General features: G+C 62.9%; 14 protein-coding genes and 1 pseudogene. 9 read left to right on the forward strand and 6 right to left on the reverse strand.

Annotated features, from left to right (window positions below):
* Positions 1-45: 45 nt before the first annotated feature.
* Positions 46-405 carry an STAS/SEC14 domain-containing protein gene (locus AW06_RS07130; RefSeq protein WP_034947836.1) on the forward strand — a complete coding sequence of 120 codons (360 nt, stop codon included), beginning with the start codon at positions 46-48 and terminating at the stop codon, positions 403-405.
* Positions 402-1,256, forward strand: a complete 855-nt coding sequence (locus tag AW06_RS07135; RefSeq protein ID WP_034947840.1) for a sulfurtransferase — start codon at positions 402-404, stop codon at positions 1,254-1,256. The genes AW06_RS07130 and AW06_RS07135 overlap by 4 nt, the downstream gene beginning before the upstream one ends.
* A 55-nt stretch (positions 1,257-1,311) precedes the next feature.
* Here the strand turns inward: AW06_RS07135 and AW06_RS07140 are convergent, their stop codons facing one another.
* Together AW06_RS07140 and AW06_RS07145 are read right to left on the reverse strand one after the other, a co-directional pair.
* A complete protein-coding gene (locus AW06_RS07140; RefSeq protein WP_034947843.1) occupies positions 1,312-1,896 on the reverse strand; it encodes a TetR/AcrR family transcriptional regulator in 585 nt (194 codons plus the stop codon).
* 5 nt (positions 1,897-1,901) lie between these two features.
* Positions 1,902-3,926, reverse strand: a complete 2,025-nt coding sequence (locus AW06_RS07145; protein ID WP_034947847.1) for an NADPH-dependent 2,4-dienoyl-CoA reductase — start codon at positions 3,924-3,926, stop codon at positions 1,902-1,904.
* Positions 3,927-4,257: 331 nt separating this feature from the next.
* Between AW06_RS07145 and creB the strand changes: the two genes are divergently transcribed.
* From creB to AW06_RS20070, 6 genes and pseudogenes are all read left to right on the forward strand, one after another.
* The gene (creB, locus tag AW06_RS07150) at positions 4,258-4,941 is read left to right on the forward strand and encodes a two-component system response regulator CreB (RefSeq protein WP_034947880.1); all 684 of its coding nucleotides are present in this window, start codon (positions 4,258-4,260) and stop codon (positions 4,939-4,941) included.
* A gap of 11 nt (positions 4,942-4,952) precedes the next feature.
* On the forward strand, positions 4,953-6,380 hold the full coding sequence (gene creC / locus AW06_RS07155; RefSeq protein ID WP_034947850.1) for a two-component system sensor histidine kinase CreC: 1,428 nt from the start codon (positions 4,953-4,955) through the stop codon (positions 6,378-6,380).
* A gap of 152 nt (positions 6,381-6,532) precedes the next feature.
* Positions 6,533-6,643 carry a hypothetical protein gene (locus AW06_RS20065; protein WP_287639589.1) on the forward strand — a complete coding sequence of 37 codons (111 nt, stop codon included), beginning with the start codon at positions 6,533-6,535 and terminating at the stop codon, positions 6,641-6,643.
* Positions 6,644-6,652: 9 nt separating this feature from the next.
* Positions 6,653-6,877 (forward strand): hypothetical protein, encoded by a 225-nt coding sequence (locus AW06_RS07160; protein ID WP_034947854.1) that lies wholly within the window; start codon positions 6,653-6,655, stop codon positions 6,875-6,877.
* A 573-nt stretch (positions 6,878-7,450) separates the two neighbouring features.
* A complete protein-coding gene (locus tag AW06_RS07165) occupies positions 7,451-9,784 on the forward strand; it encodes a tetratricopeptide repeat protein (protein WP_246149158.1) in 2,334 nt (777 codons plus the stop codon).
* Positions 9,785-10,149: 365 nt separating this feature from the next.
* A pseudogene (locus tag AW06_RS20070) lies at positions 10,150-10,341 on the forward strand (IS630 family transposase); the annotation flags it as partial.
* 294 nt (positions 10,342-10,635) lie between these two features.
* Here AW06_RS20070 and AW06_RS20075 read toward each other — a convergent pair.
* From AW06_RS20075 to AW06_RS07185, 4 genes are all read right to left on the reverse strand, one after another.
* On the reverse strand, positions 10,636-17,700 hold the full coding sequence (locus AW06_RS20075; RefSeq protein WP_273704469.1) for a PAS domain S-box protein: 7,065 nt from the start codon (positions 17,698-17,700) through the stop codon (positions 10,636-10,638).
* Between the two features lie 239 nt (positions 17,701-17,939).
* On the reverse strand, positions 17,940-19,100 hold the full coding sequence (locus AW06_RS07175; RefSeq protein ID WP_246149011.1) for a two-component system response regulator: 1,161 nt from the start codon (positions 19,098-19,100) through the stop codon (positions 17,940-17,942).
* A gap of 567 nt (positions 19,101-19,667) precedes the next feature.
* A complete protein-coding gene (locus AW06_RS07180) occupies positions 19,668-20,894 on the reverse strand; it encodes a S8 family serine peptidase (RefSeq protein WP_034947857.1) in 1,227 nt (408 codons plus the stop codon).
* A 357-nt stretch (positions 20,895-21,251) separates the two neighbouring features.
* Positions 21,252-21,977, reverse strand: a complete 726-nt coding sequence (locus tag AW06_RS07185; protein ID WP_034947860.1) for a hypothetical protein — start codon at positions 21,975-21,977, stop codon at positions 21,252-21,254.
* 236 nt (positions 21,978-22,213) lie between these two features.
* On the opposite strand from AW06_RS07185, the gene AW06_RS07190 reads away from it, so the two are divergent.
* Complete coding sequence (locus AW06_RS07190; protein ID WP_138678806.1) at positions 22,214-23,092, forward strand: DUF6502 family protein; 879 nt, start codon at positions 22,214-22,216, stop codon at positions 23,090-23,092.

Below are 23,092 nucleotides of genomic sequence, written 5' to 3' on the forward strand. Positions count from 1 at the left end.
GGCGGGACTGGTGCTAAACTGACGCATCGCAAAATGGAGTCTGCCATGATTGTCATCGAACAACAGCCGAAGCGGGTCGAAGTCACGGTGTATGCGGAATTCACGCTTGCCGACTACAAGGAGTTCGAGAATGCCGTCAATTTCGCGATCCAGTTCGAGGGGCCGGTCGACCTGTGGTTCGATCTGCGCGAAATGGCCGACTTCACGCTCGACGTGGCCTGGGAAGATATCGTCTTTGCGCGTGCGCACGCCAACGACTTCAGCCGTATTGCCGTCCTGACGCATAGCCAGTGGGTAGCGTGGAGTGCCTGGTTGTCGCAGATTTTCGTTCATGCCGAGATGCGCGTTTTCGATGAGGAAGTCGAGGCACGTGCATGGCTGGCTGAAGAAGAGGGACTGGCGTGAGCTATACAACGCTGGTCAGCAGCTCCGTCCTTGCCGATCATCTCCGTGACCCCGGCTGGCGTGTCTTCGATTGCCGTCATCAACTGAGCGAACCGGCTGCAGGCCGTCGCGCCTACGCGCACGCTCACCTGCCGGGCGCCTTCTTCCTGCATCTCGACCAGGATCTGTCGGGACCTATGAATGGTCGCAACGGTCGTCACCCCTTGCCTGATCCACGCCTGCTGGCCGACAAGCTGGGAGCCGCGGGCGTCGCCATGGACACGCAGGTGGTCGCCTATGACGACGCCGGTGGCGCCTTTGCCAGCCGGCTGTGGTGGTTGCTGCGCTGGCTTGGCCATGATCGCGTTGCGGTTCTCGACGGTGGCATCGATCGCTGGCGGGCAGAGGGGCGGCCGCTGGTCACCGATATTCCGAATTCACCGCCGGTAGTGCTGGAAGTCGATCTGCGTGACGTGCTGACCAGCAGCGACGCGGTGCTCGACAGTCTTGGGCAGGGCGGCTTCTGCCTGATCGATGCACGTTCCCCTGACCGCTTTCGTGGCGAGAACGAAACCCTCGATCCGGTCGGCGGGCATATTCCCGGCGCGCGCAACCGCTTCTTCCGCGACAATCTCGACGCAGACGGCTGCTTTCGCCCGGCCGGTGAATTGCGCCGCGAGTTTCTGGCCCTGCTGGCCGGTTGTTCGCCAGCGCAGGCGGTGATGTCTTGCGGTTCCGGCGTCACCGCCTGTCACAACCTGCTGGCGATGGAAGTCGCCGGATTGCCGGGCGCGCGGCTCTATGCCGGCTCGTGGAGCGAGTGGTGCAGTGACCCGGCGCGGCCAGTGGCCTGTCAGGCTCCCGCAGTCTGACGGTCATGACTTTTCCAGAAATCTCGAAGTCATGGAAGTCATGAATACACGGTTTTCACATTAACAACAGATCGGCAGCGGCAGCAGCGATCTGGTCGAGCGACAGCGCACCGTCCGCCCGGTACCACTGGCTGCTCCAGTTGAGCATGCCGAAGAGCAACAGGCGTAGCGGCGCTGCCGAACTGCGCAGTTTGCCGATGGCTGCAAGTTCGTCAAGCGTTGCCTGCCACGTTTCCTGGTAGCGGTCAGTGACAGTGGCGATTTCGGCCCTCGCCGCGGCGTCGAGTGCGCGCGATTCGTAGAGCAGCATCGGCACTTGGCAATCGCCTTCGAGAAGATTCCCGAGATGGACGCGGATCATTACCCGCAGGCGCTGCGCGGGGTCGACAATGTCCTCGCTGGCTGCCTGCAGGCGCCGGTAGCCCGTCTCCAGGCCCGCGATCATCGCCGCCTTGAGCAGTTCCTGCTTGCTGCGGAAATGGTAGAAGGGGCTGCCTGAGCGCATGCCGACAGCCTCGGCAATGTCACGCGTGGTGGTCGCGTCAAAACCTTTCTCGACGAACAGGCGGGCCGCCGCTTGCAACAGTTCTTCGCGGCGGTTCGCTTCCAGCGTGCCTTGCCGTTTGCGGCCGGCCGGCATGGCGATCAGAGCGTCGCCGCCAGGCGCGTTCCCTGATCGATGGCGCGTTTGGCGTCGAGTTCGTTGGCGACATCGGCGCCGCCAATCAGCGACAGCGGTACATTGGCGGCGCGCAGACCGGTTTCGAGATCGCGGCGCGGTTCCTGACCGGCGCAGACGATCACATGCTCCACCGGCAGGCACTGCGGCTGTCCATCGGCGATGATGTGCAGGCCGGCATCGTCGATGCGCTCGTACGTCACTCCGGAGAGCATCTGTACGCCGCGCTTCTTGAGCAGGGTGCGGCGAATCCAGCCGGTAGTCCTGGCCAGCCCGTCGCCGACCTTACTGGCCTTGCGCTGCAGCAGCCAGACCTGGCGTCGTGTGGCTTCCGGGATCGGTGTCCGTAGGCCGCCGCGGTTGGTGAACTCGGGGTCGATCCCCCACTCGCCCTGGAAGCGCTCGAGTTCGTCGCGATCTTCGTCGGTGTGGGTCAGGAACTCGGCGACGTCGAAGCCGATGCCGCCGGCACCGATGATCGCCACGCGTTCGCCGGCGATGCGCAAGCCTTCAATCAGGTCAACATACGAGATCACCTTCTCGTGCCCGATACCGGGCAGCTCAGGCTGCCGCGGCACGATCCCGGTGGCGAGAACGACATGCTCGAAGCCGGCATCGGCCAGCTCGGAGGCTTCGCAGTGCTTGCCGAGTTCCAGGGTGACTCCCGCGTCCTGCAGGCGGTGATCGAAATAGCGCAGCGTCTCGCCGAACTCCTCCTTGCCAGGGATCCGGCGTGCCAGCCTGAACTGTCCGCCAATTTCCGCCGCTGCATCGAACAGAGTGACCCAATGGCCCCGTTCGGCAGCGGTCAGCGCGCAGGCCATTCCCGCCGGCCCGGCGCCGACAACGGCGATCCGCTTGGGCGCCGCAGTCTTCTCGATCAACAGTTCGGTTTCCCGGCAGGCCCGCGGATTGACCAGACACGAAGTCAACCGGCCGGCGAAAATCTCGTCGAGGCAGGCCTGGTTGCAGGCGATGCAGGTGTTGATCGTGTTGGCGCGCCCGGCGGCGGCTTTGTTAACGAATTCGGCATCGGCGAGGAAGGGGCGAGCCATCGAGACCATGTCGGCACAGCCGGACGCGATCACTTCCTCGGCGACTTCCGGCGTATTGATCCGATTGGTAGTGATCAACGGGATGTCCACTTCGCCCATCAGGCGCTTGGTGACCCACACGAAGGCCGCGCGCGGGACCATCGTGGCGATCGTCGGGATGCGCGCCTCATGCCAGCCGATCCCGGTGTTGATCAGCGTTGCCCCGGCGGACTCGATCGCCTTGGCCAGGGTAACGATCTCATCCCAGGTGCTGCCGCCTTCGACCAGGTCGAGCATCGACAGGCGGTAAATGATGATGAAGTTCGGCCCGGTTGCTGAGCGCACGCGCCGAACCGATTCGACGGCGAGACGGATGCGGTTCTCGAAACAGCCGCCCCAGCCGTCCTCGCGGAAGTTGGTCTGCTGGGCGATGAACTGGTTGATCAGGTAGCCTTCCGACCCCATCACCTCGACCCCGTCATAGCCGGCGAGTTGCGCGAGGCTGGCGCAGCGGGTGTAGTCCTTGAGTGTCCGCTCGATGTCCTCCTCGCTGAGTTCGCGCGGGCGGATCGGCGAGATCGGCGCCTGTATCGCCGACGGTGCGACGGCTCCGCGATGATAGGCGTAGCGGCCGGTGTGCAGGATCTGCAGGGCGATCTTGCCGCCTGCCTGGTGGACGGCGGTAGTGACCTGCCGGTGCTGCTCAGCCTGCGTCTCGTTTTCGAGCACCGCCGCGCCGGGCATCACCACCCCGTCCTGATTGGGCGCGATGCCGCCGGTCACGATCAGCCCGACGCCCCCACGCGCGCGCTCGGCATAGAAGGCGGCGAGACGGGCAAAGCCTTGCGGGGCTTCTTCGAGGCCGGTATGCATCGAGCCCATCAGGATGCGATTCTTCAGCGTCGTAAAGCCGAGGTCGAGCGGAGCAAGCAGGTGGGGATAAGGGGAATGGAACATTCGGTAAGTCTCCTGGAACGGGTTGGGCGTGGCACAATTGATTAAATATTAAGCAAGCAATCGCTTGTTGGATTATCAAGGATTGGCAGCCTGGACGCAAGTGCGGAGTCCGCAGAACGGCAAGGATCATTGCATTCCCGCTCCCGTGGTCCGGCACCGAGCGTGTTGTCCTGAGCCACCAGCCCGCCACCGTGGTAAGCCGATCGCATCAAGTTACGGGCAAAGGCGAGACAAGGCAGGCAGGCGTCTGGTGCTCTGGAAAATCTGCCCGGCTTCCTGAAATGGCGAGCGGGTGGCGACGCCGGGCGCGGAATGCACTACCATCTCGGCCATGCGTATTCTCATCGTCGACGACGAATCTGCGATTTCCGATACCCTGGCCTATGCTCTGCAAGCCGACGGGTTCGCCAGCGATTGCTGCACCCTCGGCGCCGAAGCGCTGGCCCGGCTGGATGCCGGCGATCACGACCTGGTCGTCCTCGATGTCGGGCTGCCGGACATGAGCGGCTTTGACGTCTGTCGTGTCCTGCGGCGGCGCTCGGACGTGCCGGTGATTTTTCTCACCGCCCGCTCCGACGAGGTGGACCGCATCGTCGGTCTGGAACTCGGCGCCGACGATTATGTGGCCAAACCCTTCAGCCCCCGCGAAGTGGTTTCCCGTGTCCGCGCCATTTTGCGTCGCACCCGGCCAGAGTGGCCCGCAGGTTCCCCAGCGATCACCGCGCCGGTACGGTTTACGGTCGATGGCGATGGCATGCGCATCGCCTACCACGGTATCTGGCTCGATCTGACACGCTACGAGTATCTTCTGCTGGCCTTGTTGCTGACACGGCCGGGGCGCATTCTGAGTCGCGGCCAGATCATGGAAAACGTCTGGCAGGATTGCGGTGAAAGCCTGGAGCGCACCGTCGATACCCACATCAAGACCCTGCGCAACAAGTTGCGGGCGGTGCGGGTCGACGAGGAGCCGATCCGGACCCACCGCGGTCTGGGCTACAGCATCGCCGTTCGCTAGGCCGGTCGCCGATGAACATTTCCGTTCGCTTGTTCATCGGCTATTTCCTGGTCGTCGGTCTGGCGGCGTGGTTCGTGCTCAACATTTTCATGCGCGAGGCCGAACCGGGAATCCGACAGGCCACCGAGGAAACCCTGGTCGATACGGCGCATGTCCTCGCCGAACTGGCCGCGCCGGATCTCGCCAGCGGCAGGATGGCCGATGGCGAGTTCGCCAGTGCCCTGGCGGCGGCACGCCAACGTTCGCCGCAAGCAAGCATCTGGGGCGTACGGAAGGACAGCATCGACTTTCGCGTATACATCACCGACGACCTGGGGCGGGTGGTCTTTGACTCCGAAGGTCTGGCCCTGGGCGCAGATTATTCGCAATGGCGCGACGTGGCGCGCGTGCTGAAGGGCGAATATGGCGCCCGCAGCACGCGCGCACAAGCCGACGACGCCAGCTCGTCGGTGATGTACGTGGCCGCACCGATCCGTCACCAGGGGCGGCTGCTCGGCGTGCTCTCGGTGGCCAAGCCGCTATCCAGCGTCCTGCCCTACGTCGGCCACGCCGAGCAGCGCGTGAAACGAGCCGGCTATATCCTGCTGGCCGCTTCGGCACTGATCGGGGTGGTATTCTCGGCCTGGCTGAGCTGGTCGATCAACCGCTTACGGATTTACGCCCGCGACGTCTCCGAAGGCCGCCAGGCCGACCCGCCGACCTCTGGCGGCCGTCAGTTCTCCGAACTGGCACGCGCGCTGGCGCTGATGCGCGAACGCCTTGAAGGCAAGCAATACGTCGAACGTTACGTTCAGAACTTGGCGCATGAAATGAAGAGCCCGCTTTCGGCGATCATCGGCGCCGCCGAAATCCTCGAAGGCCGCCCTGCCGACGACGATCGGCGGCGTTTTGCGCTCAGTGTCGGCGAGCAGGCGCGCCGACTGCAGGGGATCATCGAACGAATGCTGATGCTGGCGCGGGTCGAGCAACTGCAGGCGCCGGAAGACGCAGTCCCGGTTGACCTCAACGAGCTGCTGCAGCGTTGCGTCGACGAGCGGAGTCTGCCGCTGCAGGCCCGACGGCTGAGCTGCTCGTTCGCCATCGGCGAGTCGCTCGGCGTGCGTGGCGACCCTTTCCTGTTACAGCAGGCACTACTCAACCTGCTCGACAACGCGATCGCCTTTTCGCTGACCGGAGGAAACATCGAAATCGCCCTGCAGCGTCGCGATCAACACGCCGAGGTAACGGTTCGCGATCATGGCAGTGGCGCTCCGGACTACGCCCTGCCGCAGGTCTTCGACCGTTTCTACTCGCTGGCGAGCCCCGCCAGCGGCCAGAAGAGTTCGGGCCTGGGGCTCGCGCTGGTACGCGAAGTCGCGCGCCTGCACGGCGGTGAAGCCGATTTCGGCAACCATCCCGAGGGCGGTGCCGTGGCCCGCCTGCTGCTGCCGTCGGCCTGACTTCACCCTCGATTCACAGGGCCGCATCGGCCTGTATTGCCCTGATCGGGACCTATCTGGCCGGCACGCTCGCTGATCGCCGCCAGGGCTATACCTTCGCGGCGGCGCTGGCCGGTCTCTATGGCATCCTGCTCTCCTAGGACAACTCGCTGCTGATGGGCAGCGTGCTGCACTTTCTGGCACCTGGCGCGATCATGCTGGCAACGCGGCGCATCGACTGGTACCGGATCGGCCCGGCGCTCGCTGCCCGGCCGAGCGAATGAGCCCTCGTCATGCTCCGGTCCCTGTTTCGATGCTGTCGTACTGCCCTGGCCTGGGCGACGCTGCTTGCCTTGCTGAGCATTGCCTGGAACCTCAAGCATCCGCCGCTATATAAGTTGCGCGCCGGTGAAGCGACGCTTCTGCTGGCTGACGCGGCGAAACCTGCGGGTGGACAATGTCGCCACTCTCGCCGCCGGGATCGCCAGGCTTCGAAGGGCCTGCGGTTGACGAGCTAGCCGGTGAGGACGTTTTATGAAAAACCTGGCCCCGAGCTGCCGCTGGTCTCGGCTGCGTACGAGGCGTTGTGCAACGCGCACCCGTGATGGATCGTCTGCGAGGGGACTACGGCGACCGCCACGGGCGGGCAGGCGCAAGCGACGATCTTCCCCTGCGGCCTCCTTGCCTCCGGCAACTGCAAACTACTGCTGCGCAGCATACAGGACGAGCACGAGGTGCAGTGTATTGTGACTTCAGAAACTTGAGCGGCTGGAACTTGCGGAGGCCACGCCATTCATCCAACACCCGGAGTTCAGCGTCGCGCGACGAGCTGTATGTGCTGCTCGTCGCGCATATTTCTTCCACTGCTGAGTGAATCGTGGCGGCCGTGGCCGCTGCTGCTGCACGGCAGTAGCAGGGCTGTAACAATGCCTTCCGGTGACCCCGGGAAGACAGCAGTGGCCGGCACAAGCCGCGCTTCTCAGAGCATTACCCCAGGCATGGCGTGAGCGGCGGCGGGTCGGCACCGAGCGACAAACGAGCCAGCGCGGGCACGCAGTGCTACCATTGCCAATCCCTTCACTGTTCCACCAATGATGACCCGAAAAACCAGGCGACAGGTCACTGCACCGGTGTCGGCAGCCACCGTCGTGAAGGCTTCCGAGGCTGCCTCACCGGGTGCTCAGGCGTCGCAGAAGCACAGAACCCTGCTGGCCGTAGGCTCGCTGCTGCTCCTGGCCCTCGTGATCGGCAGCGTGCTTTACTCGATGCGCGGCCGGTTTGCGGACTCGCCGGCCGACACTACAGCAATGGGTATCCCTGAAGAAGGCAGGCAATCGAGCTACGTCGGAGCCGCTGTCTGCAGAACCTGCCACGAAGCCGAATACCGGGCGTGGTCCGGATCGAATCACGATCGAGCGATGCAGGCAACGAGTCCGGACACGGTCCTTGGCGATTTCGCTGACGCGAGGTTCCGTCAGCATGGCGTCGAATCCCGCTTTTACCGGCGTGGCGACCGCTTCTTCGTGCGTACGGACGGTCCAGACGGCAAGCTTGCCGACTACGAGATCAGCTACACCTTCGGTGTCTACCCCCTGCAGCAGTATCTGATCGCGTTTCCCGGCGGCCGCTACCAGGCACTGTCGATCGCCTGGGATTCGCGCCCGAAAGCACAGGGCGGACAACGCTGGTTCCACCTGCAACCCGATCGCCGGGTTGACCATAAGGATCCGCTGCACTGGAGCGGAAACTACCAGAATTGGGCCCTGCAGTGCGCCGAATGCCACTCGACCGGCCTGCGTAAGGGCTACGATAAAACCAGCAACACATATCACACTACCTACAGCGAAATCAGCGTTGCCTGCGAGGCCTGTCATGGTCAGGGTTCGAGGCACGTGGAGTGGGCTAACAGGGTACGACCACCCTATCCGGCGCAGGGCGACATCGGGCTCTCGCGGCTCGGCAGCAATTGGAACGAGGCATGGAAGTTTCCGGCTGATGGCGCCCGCGTTGCCATGCGCGGAAACCCTGCCGACCCTGCCGGAATGAACGTCTGCGCCCCGTGCCACGCACGTCGTTCGACCTTGAGCGAGGAGCGAAAGCCGGGAGCGGTGCTTGAAGACAGCCACCGGCTGGCAATGCTCACCGCCCCCAATTACCATGCCGATGGCCAGCAGCGTGAGGAAGTCTATGTATGGGCTTCCTTCCTGCAGAGCAAAATGTGGCAGAGCGGTGTCACCTGCATGGACTGCCACGATCCGCACTCGCTGCAGACCCGTGCTGCGGGCAATGCCCTCTGCAATCGCTGCCACAATGACACGGTGTATGACGTACCGGGACACCACCGGCACCTGAGCGGCAGCAAGGGTGCGCAATGCATCAACTGCCACATGCCAACGCAGAACTACATGGTGATCCACGCCCGGCAGGACCACAGCCTGCGCGTTCCTCGCCCCGACCTCTCGCTCTCGCTGGGGACGCCGAATGCCTGCAACCAGTGCCACCGCGACCGCAAGCCGGAGTGGGCAGCTAGTGCCATGGATCGATGGTACGGCACGAGCTGGCGTGATCGCTCGAGCTACGGACCGACCCTGCATGCAGGAGCAACGCGCGGCGTACTGGCGCTGCCCGACCTTCTCGACCTCGCGCGCAACACCGTGGCACCGGGCATCATCCGGGCAACTGCAGCAACCCTTGCCCAGTCGCACGCCACTCCGGCAACGCTGCAGACGGCGCGCCAGCTGCTCACGGACCCGGATCCTCTTGTTCGTATCGCTGCGCTCGGTCTGCTCGCTCCGGCACCGCCCCAGATCCGCATCCAGACCGCAGCGCCGCTGCTCTCGGACCCGTTACGCGGCGTCCGCATAGAGGCGGCCCGCATCCTCGCAGACATCCCCGCCGACCGCCTCGGCGCCGAGCGACAGGCAGCACAGGCCGCGGCGATGCAGGAATACCAGGTCGCACTCGACCTGGAGGCCGACTGGCCGTCAGGTCGGCTCAACCTCGGCATCCTGCGTTTGCGGCAGGGGCGCAGCGATGAGGCGGTGGCAGCCTTCGAACAGGCGATCGTGCTCGATCCACTGTTCGGACCGGCCTACGTCAACCTTGCCGACGCCCTGCGCCAGCTTGGCCGCGACGCCGAGGGGGAAGGCGTGCTACGGCGTGGACTCGCCCACATGCCGCGCAATGCTGACCTGCACCATGCGCTTGGATTGATGTTCGTACGCCAGGGCGACCAGCGGGCAGCGCTCAGGGAACTCTCCGAGGCCGCACGCCTTGCCCCGGACAATCCCCGCTTTCTTTACGTCGAAGCGATTGCCTTGCACAGTGCCGGTAGGCGGGGCGAAGCCCTGGCGCTGCTGCATCGCGCCAACCAACGACACCCCGGCAACATCGAAATTCTTGCCGCCCTGACTGCTCTCCAGTAATTCGCTATTAAGAAGTGTGGTGCAGTTGATGCGTATTTCGCGGAACGTGACCGGTCGTTTCGCGTCATGGTGATCGGTGGAGAGATGCTGCATGGATAAGGTTGAATGTTACCTCAATCGGTCACGCTGTTGATGAAATGGCGGTCTCGCTTTCGCGAAATGGCGGTCACGGGAGCGAGAAATGGATGAGGGCCAGCCCTGTTACAGTGTAACGAAGGGTGCGTTGAGGGGGCGGTCAAGGGCGGGCGCAGCCCGGCGAAGCGAACCCTTGAGGGCCCCCTCAACGCGGATACACTCCAGGGCTTGGGGCTGGTTGCGGATTTTCGCAGCCTGCCCCCGAGCCCGTCGGGCGGCGAGGACTTCCCCGCCCTGGGGGGTTCGAGCATGTTCATACGCCCAAACATGGATCCTGGCTCAAGCTCATCGAGTGTGCATTCTCCAAAATGGCGCGCACTTTCTTCCGCCACATCCGTGTCGCATCCGTCGATGAACTCAAGTCTGGTATCCTCAAAGGCATAGATGAAATGAATCAGGCGCCCGTGGTCTTTCGGTGGAAGAAGTCCGATATGGGAGCCGCATGGTTTGTATTGATATTCGAGGAACGATCTACTGGCCGTCCGAAACGCATCAAGAGTCATCGGGTATTCCGTGGAATCCAGAACATTACAAGGTTCATAAAAGTGCTTGACCGGAAATACAGTTTCTCCCCCCTTGCGGGGGAGGATGAGAGAGGGGGCAAAATCGCACCACAACGCCTTGAATTCAGGGCAGGTGACTATCATCCCCCACACCGGCACTCCCCCCACAAAGGGGGAGTGGGACTGATTCCAGAGGCGTTTTTAGATAATCTTTCAGCCCAGATCGGATCTTTTGGCGCGAGCCGCGCGCAACAAGGCCAGCGCTCCAGGGAAGTCGAAATTGCCCATCTGTCGCTCCAGTTTTGCCGCCTCGTTCCCCAAAACCGCCCGCAACAGCGCCGCAGATTCACGCAATACCGCGCTGGCCTGCATGTCGTCCACGGCCAGCAAGGCTTCGAGCCGGGCCAGTACCGCGCGAGCTTGCGGCCCATCCACCTCGACGGGCGGAACGTCTGCCGCTGCCGGCAATGCCGCCCGCAGCGCGGCGATCAAAGCGCGCTGTTCAACCTCCACCGCCGCGATCAGCCGGTCGATGTCCGCCGCCAGCCGGTCGCGAATCGCGCGATCCAATTCGGCGGCCAGCGCCTGGAGCGGCGTAGCGCCGAGCGTTCCTGCCACTCCCTTCAAGGAATGCGCGATGCGCCGAGCCGTATCCGAGTCGCCAGTCGTCAGCGCCGCACGTGCTTTTTCCATGTCGCGGTCGTGAGTCCCGGCGAAGGTGCCCAACAGCCGGACGTAGCTTTCGACTTGGCCGCACACGCTCTTCAACCCCAGGGTCGCGTCGAGGCCCGGTATTTCGGCGAGAGGGCGGAGTCGGGGATCGGATTGTGTCCTCCCGTCCCTCCCCTCTTCCACCAGGGGAGAGGGCGCGCGAGCGTCACTGCCGCTCTCCGTGGCTGGCTGGGGCAACCATTTCAAGAGGGCAGAATATAGCATGTCCGGGTCCACCGGCTTGCCGACGTGGTCATTCATGCCGGCTTCCAAACAGCGCTGGCGATCCTCGGCGAAAGCGTTGGCGGTCATCGCCAGGATGGGGACGCGCTCGCAGCCAGGCAGGGCGCGGATTGCCCGGGTTGCTTGCAGCCCGTCCAGCACCGGCATCTGCATGTCCATCAGGATCAGGGCATAGGCGGTCCGCCGCGCACACTCGACCGCCTCGGCGCCATTCTCCGCCAGATCCACCTCAAAACCCACATTCCGCAGCAGTGCCAGTGCTACCTCCTGGTTGATCGGGTGGTCTTCCACCAGCAAAAGATGGGCGCTGCGATAATGCCGCGCGAGGACTTGTTCGGCGGTGGAATCCAATACCATAGAGGTGGTCAACTCATTGCGTTCCGGCGGCTGGGCTGGACCGTCTCCCTTGCCGAGACGGACGACGAACCAGAAGGTACTGCCTCGGCCGAACTCGCTTTCCACGCCTAACTTGCCGTTCATCAATTGGACCAGCCGTCGGTTAATGGCCAGTCCCAGCCCAGTGCCGCCATACTGGCGGGTGGTGGAACTGTCCGCCTGCTCAAAGGCTTTGAACAGTCGCGCCTGATCCTCCAGCGCGATGCCGATGCCGGTGTCTTGTACCTCGAACCGTACCCGCCAGTCCGTGGCGGTCTCTTCCAGCGCTTTCGTCCGCAGCGTGATGGAGCCCCGTTCGGTGAACTTCGTCGCGTTGCCGGTGAAGTTGAGCAGGATCTGCCCCAGTCGCAACGGATCACCCCGCAGGCTGCCCGCCAGCGCTGGATCGATATCGGCCACAATCTTCAACCCTTTGGCTTGGATCTTGCCGCCGATCAGGGTGAAAACCCGACCGATGACCTGGTCGAGGGCGAAGTCGGATTGTTCGAGCTGGAGGCGGCCGGCCTCGATCTTGGAAATGTCCAGTATGTCGTTGATGACTTCCAGCAGGTGTTGGGCCGCATCCTCGATCTTGCCCAGTTGCGCCTGTTGCTGGAGATCGCGGGTGTTGAGCTGCGCCAGATGCGTCAACCCGACGATGGCGTTCAGCGGCGTGCGGATCTCGTGGCTCATGTTGGCCAGAAACGCGCTCTTGGCCCGGCTGGTTTGCTCCGCTGCATCCTTGGCAGCGGCCAGTGCCGCTTCGGCGCGGCGGCGCATCACGATGCGCCAGATGTCGTTGCCGATCAGTTGCAGCTCGTGCTCATCCGACGGGTCGTAGTCGGTTGGCTTGTTGCCGACGCCGAGCATGACTCGGACCTTGTCTCCTTCCACGATCGGCACGCTCAGGTGGCGGATCAGATGGGCGTGCCCCGCCGGGTAACCCCGGCGGTCAGGCAGGTTCTGGTAGTCGTTATGGACGACCGGGCGCCGCAACCGCGCCGCGTCGGCCCAAACCCCGGCCAGTGAAATCGGGTAGTGGCTCTCGTGGATGGCGGTGCAGTGCTTCAGGGTATCGGTCGACCAGGTATAAAGCTGGATGGTTTCCTGGTCGTCGTTGACGAAATGCAGGTAGCCGATCTCGCTGCCGGTGAGGCGTACGGCCGCTTCGATGCCGCGCTGCAACAGCTCGCGTTCGTCCATGTGATCGGCCTCCTGGCTCATCTCGAACATCGCCTTCAGCCGCAGGTCGCTGACTAGCAGTTGCCGGTTAGCCGCTTCCAGTTCCGTCGTGCGTTTGGCCACCAGTTCCTCCAGATGATGGCGGTACTGATCCAGTTCGGCGGCGACGAGCTTCTTTTCCGTGATGTCCTGCACGGTACCTATGGCGGACACGGCCGCGCCGGCGGCATCGCGGACGATCTCGGCGCGCTCGCGCACCCATAGCACTTCGCCGTCGACCACGATGCGGTGTTCGACGTCATAAGTCGCGCCGGCCAGGGCCGCGTCCCATTCCGCCAGCACCCGCGCCCGGTCTTCCTCGTGGATGCGGGCCACAAACCTATCGAGCGTGATCGGCGAATCGGGCGACAGGCCGAACATGCGATAGGTTTCCCGCGACCAGGTCAGATGGCCGCCGGCAATATCCAGATTCCAGCTACTGACTCGCGCGATCTCCTGCGCCTTGTTGAGAGAATTCTCACTCGCGCGCAGCGCCTCTTCCGTCGCCTTGCGATCGGTGATGTCGCGGCCTACCGACTGGAATTCGACGCAGCGACCTCGTTCGTCCAGCAACGGTACGTCCACCCACTGCAACCAGAGGACCTCTCCATCGCCGGACCGCGCTGGATGTTCGTAGCGCAGCTTGCGCGGGTTGGCGGCCAGTTCGTCGTAGCGGGCGACCACGGCTGCGCGGTCGGCTTCAAGGACGAACTCGAACCACCGGCGACCGATCAGGCTCTCGCCTGCAACAGCGAACAACTGTTGGTAAGCATGGTTCGCGAAGGTCAGCGTACTGTCGGGAAGCCAGCGGCATACGGCGTCATCCTGGCTTTCCACCATTGCCCGGTAGCGCTCCTCGCTACCGCGTAGCGCCGCTTCCATCGCCTTGCGTCCGGTGATGTCCAGAATCGCGCCAATGAGCCCCCCCACCCCACCGTCGGTATCGGAAAAGGTGGCCTTATGGAAAATCACGTCGTGGACGACCCCCCAGGTATCCTTGACCTGGGCTTCGTAGACCTGCAAACCTGTCCGCTGGAGAAGTTCGAGGTCCTGCGTGTGGTAGAGATTGGCCAATGCCCTCGGAGCAATCTCGAACACGGTTTTGCCGACGATCTCCTGTCGGTTCTTGCCGTAGAACTCCTCGAAGGCTCGGTTGCAGCCGAGGTAGCAGCCTGCCGAATCCTTGTAGAAAACCGGCATCGGGATAGCATCGAGCAGTGTCCCCAGAAATTCGCTAGTCGCCCGCAGCGCCGCTTCTGCCATCTTGCGTTCGGTGATGTCCTGAAAGGTGCCGGTCAGGTACGGTTCCGTGCCATGCTCCACCCGGCCGACGCAGCGCAGCTCCGCCCAGAAACGCCGGCCCGAAGCGGCGGTCATTTCGCATTCCATGACGAAGGGGGCGCCGCGCTCCCAGGCTTCCTGCAACTGCTCGCGAAGGCGGGGCAGGCACTCGGGCGCGTAATACCGCAGACCTTCCTCCAGTGTGACAAGCGGTTGGTCTAGCGGGTGTTCCACCAGGTGATACACTTCCTCGGTCCACATCAACGTGTCGGTGATCGGGTTGGCCTTCCAGCCGCCCACATGGGCGATGGCCTGGCTTTCCCGCAGGAACATGGTCGCATCCCGCAACGCCGTTTCGGCCCGCTTTTGTTCGGTGATGTCGTACCAAATGGCCGCAAAATAGTACCGGTTCCGGATCGTGATGACCCGATTTGAGGCACGCACGAAGCGGATTTCGCCATTCTTGTGACGATGGGCGACTTCGAAAGTACCGCCCCCTCGCTCGACAAGAACCCGTAACTGCTCGGCCATTTTCTCCGGCTTCCAGACTCCCTGAATGCCATCGAGCGTGAGTCCGGCGAACTCCTCGCGCGTGTAGCCGAGTCCGCAACAAGCCGCTTCATTGAATTCAATGAAGCACAACGTCTCGGTATCGATCAGCACGATACCATCCGTCGCCTGATTGATGATCGCGCTGTAGATTTCCTCCCTTTCCCGCAGTGCTTCGCGCGCCCGCTTCTGCTCGGTGATGTCGCGCGTGACGGTGACGAAGACGTTGCGCCCGCTGATGCAGGCGCCTCTGGCGCTCACCTCGGCCTCGTACAGCGTGCCATCCTTGCGGCGATGGCGAGCTTCGAAAGTGGTGTTGATCGAGAGGGGATCGGCGAACGCAGCGCGGATGTCCGCCTCGCTCATGTCCACTTCCACGTCCCAGGAATGAAGGCCGATCATGTCTTCTGGCGCGTAGCCCGTCATCTCGGCATAGCGTCGGTTGACCTCGATGAGTTGGTGGTCTTCGCTGAAAATGGCGATACCATCGCCGGAATTCTCGATCAGCGCTCGCCGCCATTCGGCTTCGTTGGCCAGCGCTAGCCGGCCCGCCTTCTCGATGCTGATGTCGCGCCAAACGGCTATGCAATAATCCCGACCGTGCAGGCGGATGGCCCGGACGCTGCTCTGGACATCGAGGACGTGGCCATCCTTGCAGCGATACCGGTTGTCGAAGCGGGCGCTGCCCGCCGCCCGCACCTGCGCCACATGCGCGCGCAACCGGGTTTCATCCCGGTCGACCTGAATATCCGCCAGCGAAAGTCCAAGCATTTCTTCGCGGCTGTAGCCCAGCATCCGGCAGACCGCGTCGTTGACCTCGGCGAAGCGCAAGGTTTCCACGTCTATCAGTTCGATGCTGTCTCCGGCCTGATCGACGATGGCGCGATAGAGTTCCTCGCGCTCGCTCAGCGCTTCCTGCATCGCCCGCGCCGCTGTGATGTCGCGGGCGATGCCGAGCACTCCGGTCAGTCGGCCGCCTGCGTCGCGCATGGGGGTCTTGATGGTTTCGAACAGGGCATGATGGCCATCGTCGGCAAAGGTAAGCCATTCTTCGTTGACGCGTGGCCCGCTGGCCGCGATAGCGGCCCAATCGTTCGCGCGAAAGAAATCGGCCAGTTCTGGATCGACGAAGTCGTAGTCGGTCTTGCCGACAATCTCCGCTTCGCTGGCTCCGTACAGGTGTTCGAAGGCTGGATTGCAAGCCAGATAAACCCCCTCGGGGTCCTTGAGCCAAACCAAATCGGGGATGGTTCTTACCAGCGTCTGGAGGCGGGTTCGGGCGTTTTCCAGGGCGCGCTGGGTCTTTTTTTGCTTGCTGACATCGAGGCCGACGCCGACCAGATAGGCGTTGCCGCCGGTGACGGTTCGGCGACCGGTGAAGCGGTAGGGAACCTCGCGGCCATCTGCCAATAGAAAATCTGCCTCGACCGACGCTTCGCCCTGATCGAACGTCTCGCGAATGGCTTGCTGCACCCGGGGCTTCTCTTTCTCCGGAAAGAAATCCAGCGCTGCCATCCCGGCGATCATTTCGTCAGGGTAACCGGCGATGCGCAAAAAGTTGTTCCAGCGAATGAATCGACCGGCCTTGTCCAGCAGATAAAAAATACCCGGCAAACTGTCGATGAGGTCTTCGGAGAACCGTTTTTCGTCGCGGAGGGCCTCCTGCTGGCGGATCTGTTCTGTGATATCGCGCGACACGCCGATGATCGCTGGCCGGCCGTTCCATTGACCCATCACCACGCGGGTATCCACCAGCACTCGCCCGCCATCAATCTTGAGCAGGGGCAGCGAGCAAGTCGCGCGGGTTCCGGCCAGAATCTCGGCGACCATGCGCTGGGCCTCGTCGCGCGTCTCGGGCGGGTGAACGGCCCAGACAGGCTGGCCGAGCAGCGCGTCACCGTAGCCCAGACCGTCCGCCACCGCCGGGTTGTAGTGCAGGATGCGGCCGTCCAGGTCGAGGACGAACAGATAATCGTTGATGGCGCCGAACAACCCGGCCAGATTTTGCCGCTGGTTGGCGGTTTCCTCCTGGGCCAACAGCCGCTCCAGGGCTTGGGTGAAGTGGCGCGCGAGCGTTTCCAGGGCAGTCACGGTCAACCGCCCGACCACCCCGACTTGCTTGCTGGCTAGGTTGAGACAGGCAATGGGTTCGCCGCCGACATGGATCGGCAACACCACAAGCGAGCAGATGCCCTCTTCGATCAGCTCAGGTTCGCGAACCAGCCGGGAATCGGTGCAATGGCCCCGGACGGATGCGCAACTGCATCGCAGTCGGCCTTGGCGGATCATGTCCGCCTGGGGGGAATCCACCGCCAGGTAACCGACCTGGGCGAAAAACACTGCGGACAAGCCCCGCCGGGCCACCAACCGATAGCCGCCGTCCGGCTCGCGCCAGTAGACCCCCCCGCCGTCCAGTTCCGGCAAATGCAGCGCGCTGTCCAAAATGGCTTCCAGCAACATCTCCCGGTTCGGCCCCTCGGCCAGAATCCCGGAAAACTCATGCTGCGTCTGCAACAGCAGTTCGGCGTGCTTGCGCTCGGAAATGTCGGTCAGGGTGCCCACGGTCAGCAGCGGCCGACCCGCTACGTCCCATCGCACGACTCCGCCTCGCGTGCAAACCCAAATCCATCGGCCGTCCGCCGCGCGCAGGCGATATTCGGCTTCGTGCCGCGGATTGCCGGCTGCCCGCAGCGCCGCCTCGACGTGCACCTGCACGTCCGGAAGGTCATCCGGATGGATCAGGTCGAGCCAGGCTGCCAAGCAGGTTGGAATCTGCTCCAAGCCGTAGCCCAACAAGACGCACAGGTAGGGATTGCAGACGCAGGAATCGGTGACGTGGTCGTATTCCCATATGCCGATGCCGACGGCGTCCAGTACCAGATCCAGTTGAGATTGCAACCTCGAGGGCTCTGCATTAGGCGTTTCCCGCGAAACAGCGGCGTCGGGAAGGTGAGGATCGCTCAAAGCATTCATATGGGCGCTCGGTCTATCGAGGTTGACAGACCAGAATCAGGCAAAGATGTGAGTAATATCTTCCATAAAGACAAATAATCGGCTTTCCGGCATCAAACCATGTAGGTCATTGTACACAATACACATATTGGTCTTGCTCTTGATCTTGGCGGTACGCTGTCGATTCAGTCGGTGGTCTTGACCAGAACCGTGGCCAGATTGGCCTTCAGCGCTTCGTCGCTGTCCCTGTAACGGTCGGCGATGGCGCGGAACTCGTCGCCGCAAGCCAGAAAGGAGTCCACCACATCCGGGTCGAAACGCCGGCCGCGCTCCGCCAGGATGATGGCCCGGGCCTGGGCATGAGGCATGGGCGGCTTGTAGACGCGCCGGGTGATCAGCGCGTCGAAGACATCGGCCAGCGCCATCAGACGAGCCGAGAAGGGAATCGCGTCCCCGGCCAGTCCTTCGGGATAGCCGCCACCATCCCATCGCTCGTGGTGGTAATGTGCGATTTCCTTTGCCAGCACCAGAAATTCGACCGGATGTTCGGCATCGCGCTCCGCCTGCTCGATGGCCTCGCTGCCGAGCTTGGTGTGGGTCTTCATGATGACCCACTCCTCCGGGCTGAGCTTGCCGGGCTTGAGCAGGATGTGGTCGGGAATGCCGACCTTGCCGATGTCGTGCAGCGGTGCCGACTTGGCCAGGAGTTGAATGTTGTGGTCGGTCAGGAAGGCAGCAAAGCGCGGATGGCCTCGCAAGCCCATGGCCAGAATCCGCACGTACTCCTGGGTGCGACGCAGATGGTTGCCGGTCTCCGGATCGCGCGTTTCCGCCAACCGCGCCAAGGCGTGAATGCTGATGTCCTGGATCAGCTGGTTCTCGGCCATGCGCCGGGCTATCTCGGTTTCGAGAAAGGTATTCTGATCGCGCAGCCAGTCGCGCGCCCGTTTCAGTTCCAGTTGGGTATGGACCCGGGCCAGTACGATGGCAGGTCGCAGGGGTTTGGTGATGTAATCGAGAGCCCCGAGTTCCAAACCGTATTGTTCGTTGATGGCCGTATCCAGCGCCGTCACGAAAATGACCGGAATATCGCGCGTTCGCGGGTCTTCGCGCAGGTGGGCGAAAACGACGTAGCCGTCCATGTCCGGCATCATGACATCGAGCAGAATCAGGTCCGGTTTCGGATCCGAGGCTGCGATCCGTAGGGCGCTTTGCCCCGAGTTCGCCGCCCGGACCCGATAGGTTGATTGCAGGAGTTCACCCAAAATCGTGAGATTTTCCGGTGTGTCGTCAACAATCAGAAGGGTCGCTTTCTCTCCATCCAGCGACAAGGTTTTCGAGTTCACGATCCGCTACCCAAGGTTGTAGGAATTTATTCATTATCACGCAGAAATCCTTGCACCCGGAAACAAATCGATGCGGTTGCCACGGAGATTGATTACTCAAATGTCCTGAGTTGTCGCCCAAGGTGATGGGGGGTGCCTCAAAATAAAACTTGCAATCGGCTTTGTCCACGAAGACCTCTTCCAGATAAACAAAGACCACGGCTCACGGAATTTCTCAGTGTTGCGCAAGTTCGCCCTGCCGGCCTTGCGCAACAACCAACGTCACCCCGACCGTCACCCGGAGGGTTGAACATTTGTTGAGCGGCTGTGAGGCCGGGCTAGTTTTTATGATATATATGTAAGTAATCACCATGCCTGACTGCCTCCCCGTCACGCCAACGCCGACATTTGCGGCGGACGGTGAAGAGCCCCGTGATGGTGCCGTCGCCCGCTCTCCGTAGGCGATGTTAAACGAGCCATCGCGCCGAATACCTGCAGCAAGAATCCACGATGTGCCCGCGCGTCAAAGGCCACACCGCGCGTAGCGGCGCTGGCCAGACGATCCCTGCTGACCCGTTGCGCAGGGCATCAGACGACGATGCCCAGGGCCGCGAGGGCTGCTAGGTCGTACACGGCGCCAAGCGCTCCGGTCAGATCAAGTTCGACGTAGCCACTACCCGCGCTGGCGCTCGTGCCGGCGACCTCGCCGGTGCGGTTCAATGCATCGCCAGTCGCCTGGAGCAAGTGCAACGCCTCATTACTACTGAGTTCGTGGCCATAGCTTGCGTAGAATTCGCTCTTCACTTCGGCAATGGCCCCGGCGACGAGTGGCGCGCTGAAGCTGGTGCCGGAGACGACGCTCCCCATATAGGCAATGTCCATACCATCGGCCACGAGATCGGTCAGATCGGCGTCGCGATTGGAGAAGCTGGCAAAGGTGCCCTCGCCATCCGAAGCCGATACGCAAATCACGTTGCTATCGGAAGCCAGCGCGCTGACTCCGCTGCGAGCTCCCGAATTTCCTGCGGCGACGACGACCGCGACGTCGAGGTTGCTGAGCGTTTCGAACTCGTCGGACAGGCTGGTGACCGTTTCCCGGCTGACGACCGAACTTGCCCCGAAGCTCAGGTTGACCGCCGCGATGTTCAACTGCTGCGCATACTTGGCGACCCAATCGAGTGCTGCGTCCGCAGCTGCCAGGCTGATCGTGCCCGAGCCGTCGGCAGCTACCTTGAGCATCACGATGTTGGCTTCGCTGTCGGCGGCAAGAACCTGGGAAGCAACGATCGAACCGTGGGTTTCCGTCGTCGCCGCGCTGCTGTCGTGCGCGTAGAAATCGTACTGGTAAATCAGATTGTCGATCGCCGAGCTGACACCCGTATCGAGAATCACCACGGTCTGCTTGTCCGCTGAGACCCTCACTCCATCGGGCAGACTTGGCAGCGCCGCTGACGCGGACGACCCACTGCGGGAGAGATCCGGACGTGAGGCAAGCGTGTACCCGGCCAGGATCGTGCCTGCCCGCTGGATGGATATATCATGAGAGCTGTCGAATGCCGGATCGGCCGGATTGTACAGGGAGTACCCGAATGAGCCGGCAACGAATCGGCAATCCTGTGCTCCGAATGACGGCGACCACCCATTATCACCACTGTTTTCTGCGCCAATCACTACGGCCACGCTGCTTTTGGCGGCGATGGCCTCTGTGGTGCCGGCTTCGATGGCCAACCCGGATGTCGCCGGATCCGCCATGCCGCGCAGAAGACCTTGTGCCTGTTGAGCGCGTGCTGTGCTAATGCCTGACTGAGGGCTCATCTTCAAACTCCAGAAGTAAACGGTATTCTTGCCCGAAGAGGCGGGCATCTGCTCCCGATTAGCAAGACGGGTTCCCACGCGCGCAGCTTGCGCATCGGCGCGGGGGAACCGTTTGCTCTCCTCGCCCGCTTGTGGGAGGGGGAGGGCAGGCGAGAGGAGGAAACGATTCGGGAGCGAGGATCGTCGGCGGCATAGCTGGCGTTCGCGAGAACGTCGAAATGCAACGTCGGGCAAACGCACCCGTGCCGCTCTGCGGACATGTCGCAAAGGACGGCGCTGATGCCGAACCGGCTCGCGTCATCCACTTGCTGCGTGCGCTTGTGCCCGCGCATGATGCGTCCTTCCCTCGCCGCCACCTCAACCCACGATCGAATCGGCCGCGCTGAGGTATTCCTGAACGCCGACCAGGTTCAGGCGATCGGCCGCGGTGTCGACATACACCCCGCTGCTCTCGCCGCGCGCAATCCCTGTCCAGATGCCATCGCCGTTGTCGTCGCGCAAGATTTCGAAGTGGTAATCGCCATCGCTGTCCTGGACAGTTTTCACGACGTAGGTCTCACCGTCCAGTGTCAGGTGCTGATATACCTCCTCGGTGCTGTCGATGGTCTCGCTACTCCACTGTCCGTGGTGCAGTCTTTGATCGGTCAGCACGCTGCCGTCATCGGCGAAGGTGAACTGGTGCTGCGGCAGACGTGGTGTGGCGGTCGTCGCCACGTGCAGGTCGAAATCCTCGACATACTTTCCATCGCCGTCGCTATCCGAGTAGATGCGCACATCCGAAGAGCGGGTGGCGGTTCTCGTCTGCTCGACGGAAAGTACTGCCTGTACTCCCAGGTCATTGATTCCGACGATGGTCTCGAAGATCGAGCCGGTAAGGTCAAGCACTTGCGTCGTCGAGTCGGTGACGCGGCTCATTCCCTCGACGGTTTGCAAGTCGTTGCTGAACGTGAAGGTATACAGCAGATCGTCGTCACAGAACGGCGGGTGCTCCCGGTTGCCCGGCGACGGTCTGTCGGTCTCGGCCGGCGTGATGCCGCTGGCGCTGGGGTCTCTCGGGGCTGAGAAGGGCTGAGGTCTTGGCATGGTGACTCCTGAGTTGGTTAGGGAGACAGCGTAAAGCCGGAAAGGTCCGGCGGGACAGGCCGCCGACGGTCTCTCGGCGGCAACGAAAGTGACGGGTGGGAGCCACAACAAGTACCGCACTCCGTGGAGTACATCGTCCAAATTCATGCGGGAAAAATTCCCACCCAACGCCGGCACTTTACGTGGGAAATTTTCCCATGTCAAGTCAACCTGCTTTGTGTCATACTTTGGGCTCCATGGAAGAGCATCCCGAAGAGCAGGCCCCTCCCACCGAGGGACTCGACGTCAGCCCGGCGCTGGTGCAGGCGCTGCGGCGGCTCCTGCGCCCGATCGTGCGCTTGCTGCTCGCCAGGCACATCACCTATCCCTACCTGATCCAGCTCTTGAAATCGTTGTTCATCGAGGTGGCCGTGCAAGACTTCCCGCTTTCCGGAAAGCGCCAGACCGACAGCCGGATCAGCCTGCTCACCGGCGTGCACCGCAAGGATGTCCGACGATTGCTCGGTGAGTCGCGCGCAGTGGCGACCTCGCCACCGGCCAATGTGTCGCTGGGTATACGCCTGGTCACGCGCTGGAGCCGGGATCCGGCGTACCTCGACGAAGCCGGATTGCCTCGCCTGCTGCCGCGACTGCCCCAGCCCGATGGCTCGCCCTCGTTCGAGCGGCTGGTCGGTGAGGAATCGAAGGACATCCGGGCGCGTGCAGTACTCGACGAATGGCTGCGCCTGGGCCTGGTTTCGATCGACGCCGCCGATTGCGTCTGCCTGCGCACGCCTGCCTTCGTTCCCGAGCATGGCTTTGAAGAGAAACTCTACTTCCTGGGACGCAACGCGCATGACCATCTGGCGGCGGCGACGCATAACGTCCTGGACGGAAAGCCGCCCTTCCTCGAGCGCAGCGTATTTGCCGGCGGTCTGAGCCCCGCTGCCGTCGATGAGCTGGCGGCGACTGCCGAGCGTTTGGGCATGGATACCCTGCAGGCGCTGGGACAGCGTGCCCGCGAGCTGCGGCAGGCAGCAGCGGTGGAGGGAGAACGGCGCAGAATGACCTTTGGCGTCTACTTCTTCAGCGAGGCGCAGGCCTGCGAGATCGCCGCAGTCGAGGAGGAGCGCTGA

Origin of the sequence: Candidatus Accumulibacter cognatus (assembly GCF_000584975.1) — a bacterium.
GTDB lineage: Bacteria > Pseudomonadota > Gammaproteobacteria > Burkholderiales > Rhodocyclaceae > Accumulibacter > Accumulibacter cognatus.

What these genes read in the sequence shown, in the direction of transcription:
- AW06_RS07130 (WP_034947836.1), top strand. Translation starts at nt 46, where the DNA reads ATGATTGTCATCGAACAACAGCCGAAGCGGGTCGAAGTCACGGTGTAT.
- AW06_RS07140 (WP_034947843.1), bottom strand. Translation starts at nt 1,896, where the DNA reads ATGCCGGCCGGCCGCAAACGGCAAGGCACGCTGGAAGCGAACCGCCGC.
- AW06_RS07145 (WP_034947847.1), bottom strand. Translation starts at nt 3,926, where the DNA reads ATGTTCCATTCCCCTTATCCCCACCTGCTTGCTCCGCTCGACCTCGGC.
- creB (WP_034947880.1), top strand. Translation starts at nt 4,258, where the DNA reads ATGCGTATTCTCATCGTCGACGACGAATCTGCGATTTCCGATACCCTG.
- creC (WP_034947850.1), top strand. Translation starts at nt 4,953, where the DNA reads ATGAACATTTCCGTTCGCTTGTTCATCGGCTATTTCCTGGTCGTCGGT.
- AW06_RS07160 (WP_034947854.1), top strand. Translation starts at nt 6,653, where the DNA reads ATGCTCCGGTCCCTGTTTCGATGCTGTCGTACTGCCCTGGCCTGGGCG.
- AW06_RS07165 (WP_246149158.1), top strand. Translation starts at nt 7,451, where the DNA reads ATGATGACCCGAAAAACCAGGCGACAGGTCACTGCACCGGTGTCGGCA.
- AW06_RS07180 (WP_034947857.1), bottom strand. Translation starts at nt 20,894, where the DNA reads ATGAGCCCTCAGTCAGGCATTAGCACAGCACGCGCTCAACAGGCACAA.
- AW06_RS07185 (WP_034947860.1), bottom strand. Translation starts at nt 21,977, where the DNA reads ATGCCAAGACCTCAGCCCTTCTCAGCCCCGAGAGACCCCAGCGCCAGC.
- AW06_RS07190 (WP_138678806.1), top strand. Translation starts at nt 22,214, where the DNA reads ATGGAAGAGCATCCCGAAGAGCAGGCCCCTCCCACCGAGGGACTCGAC.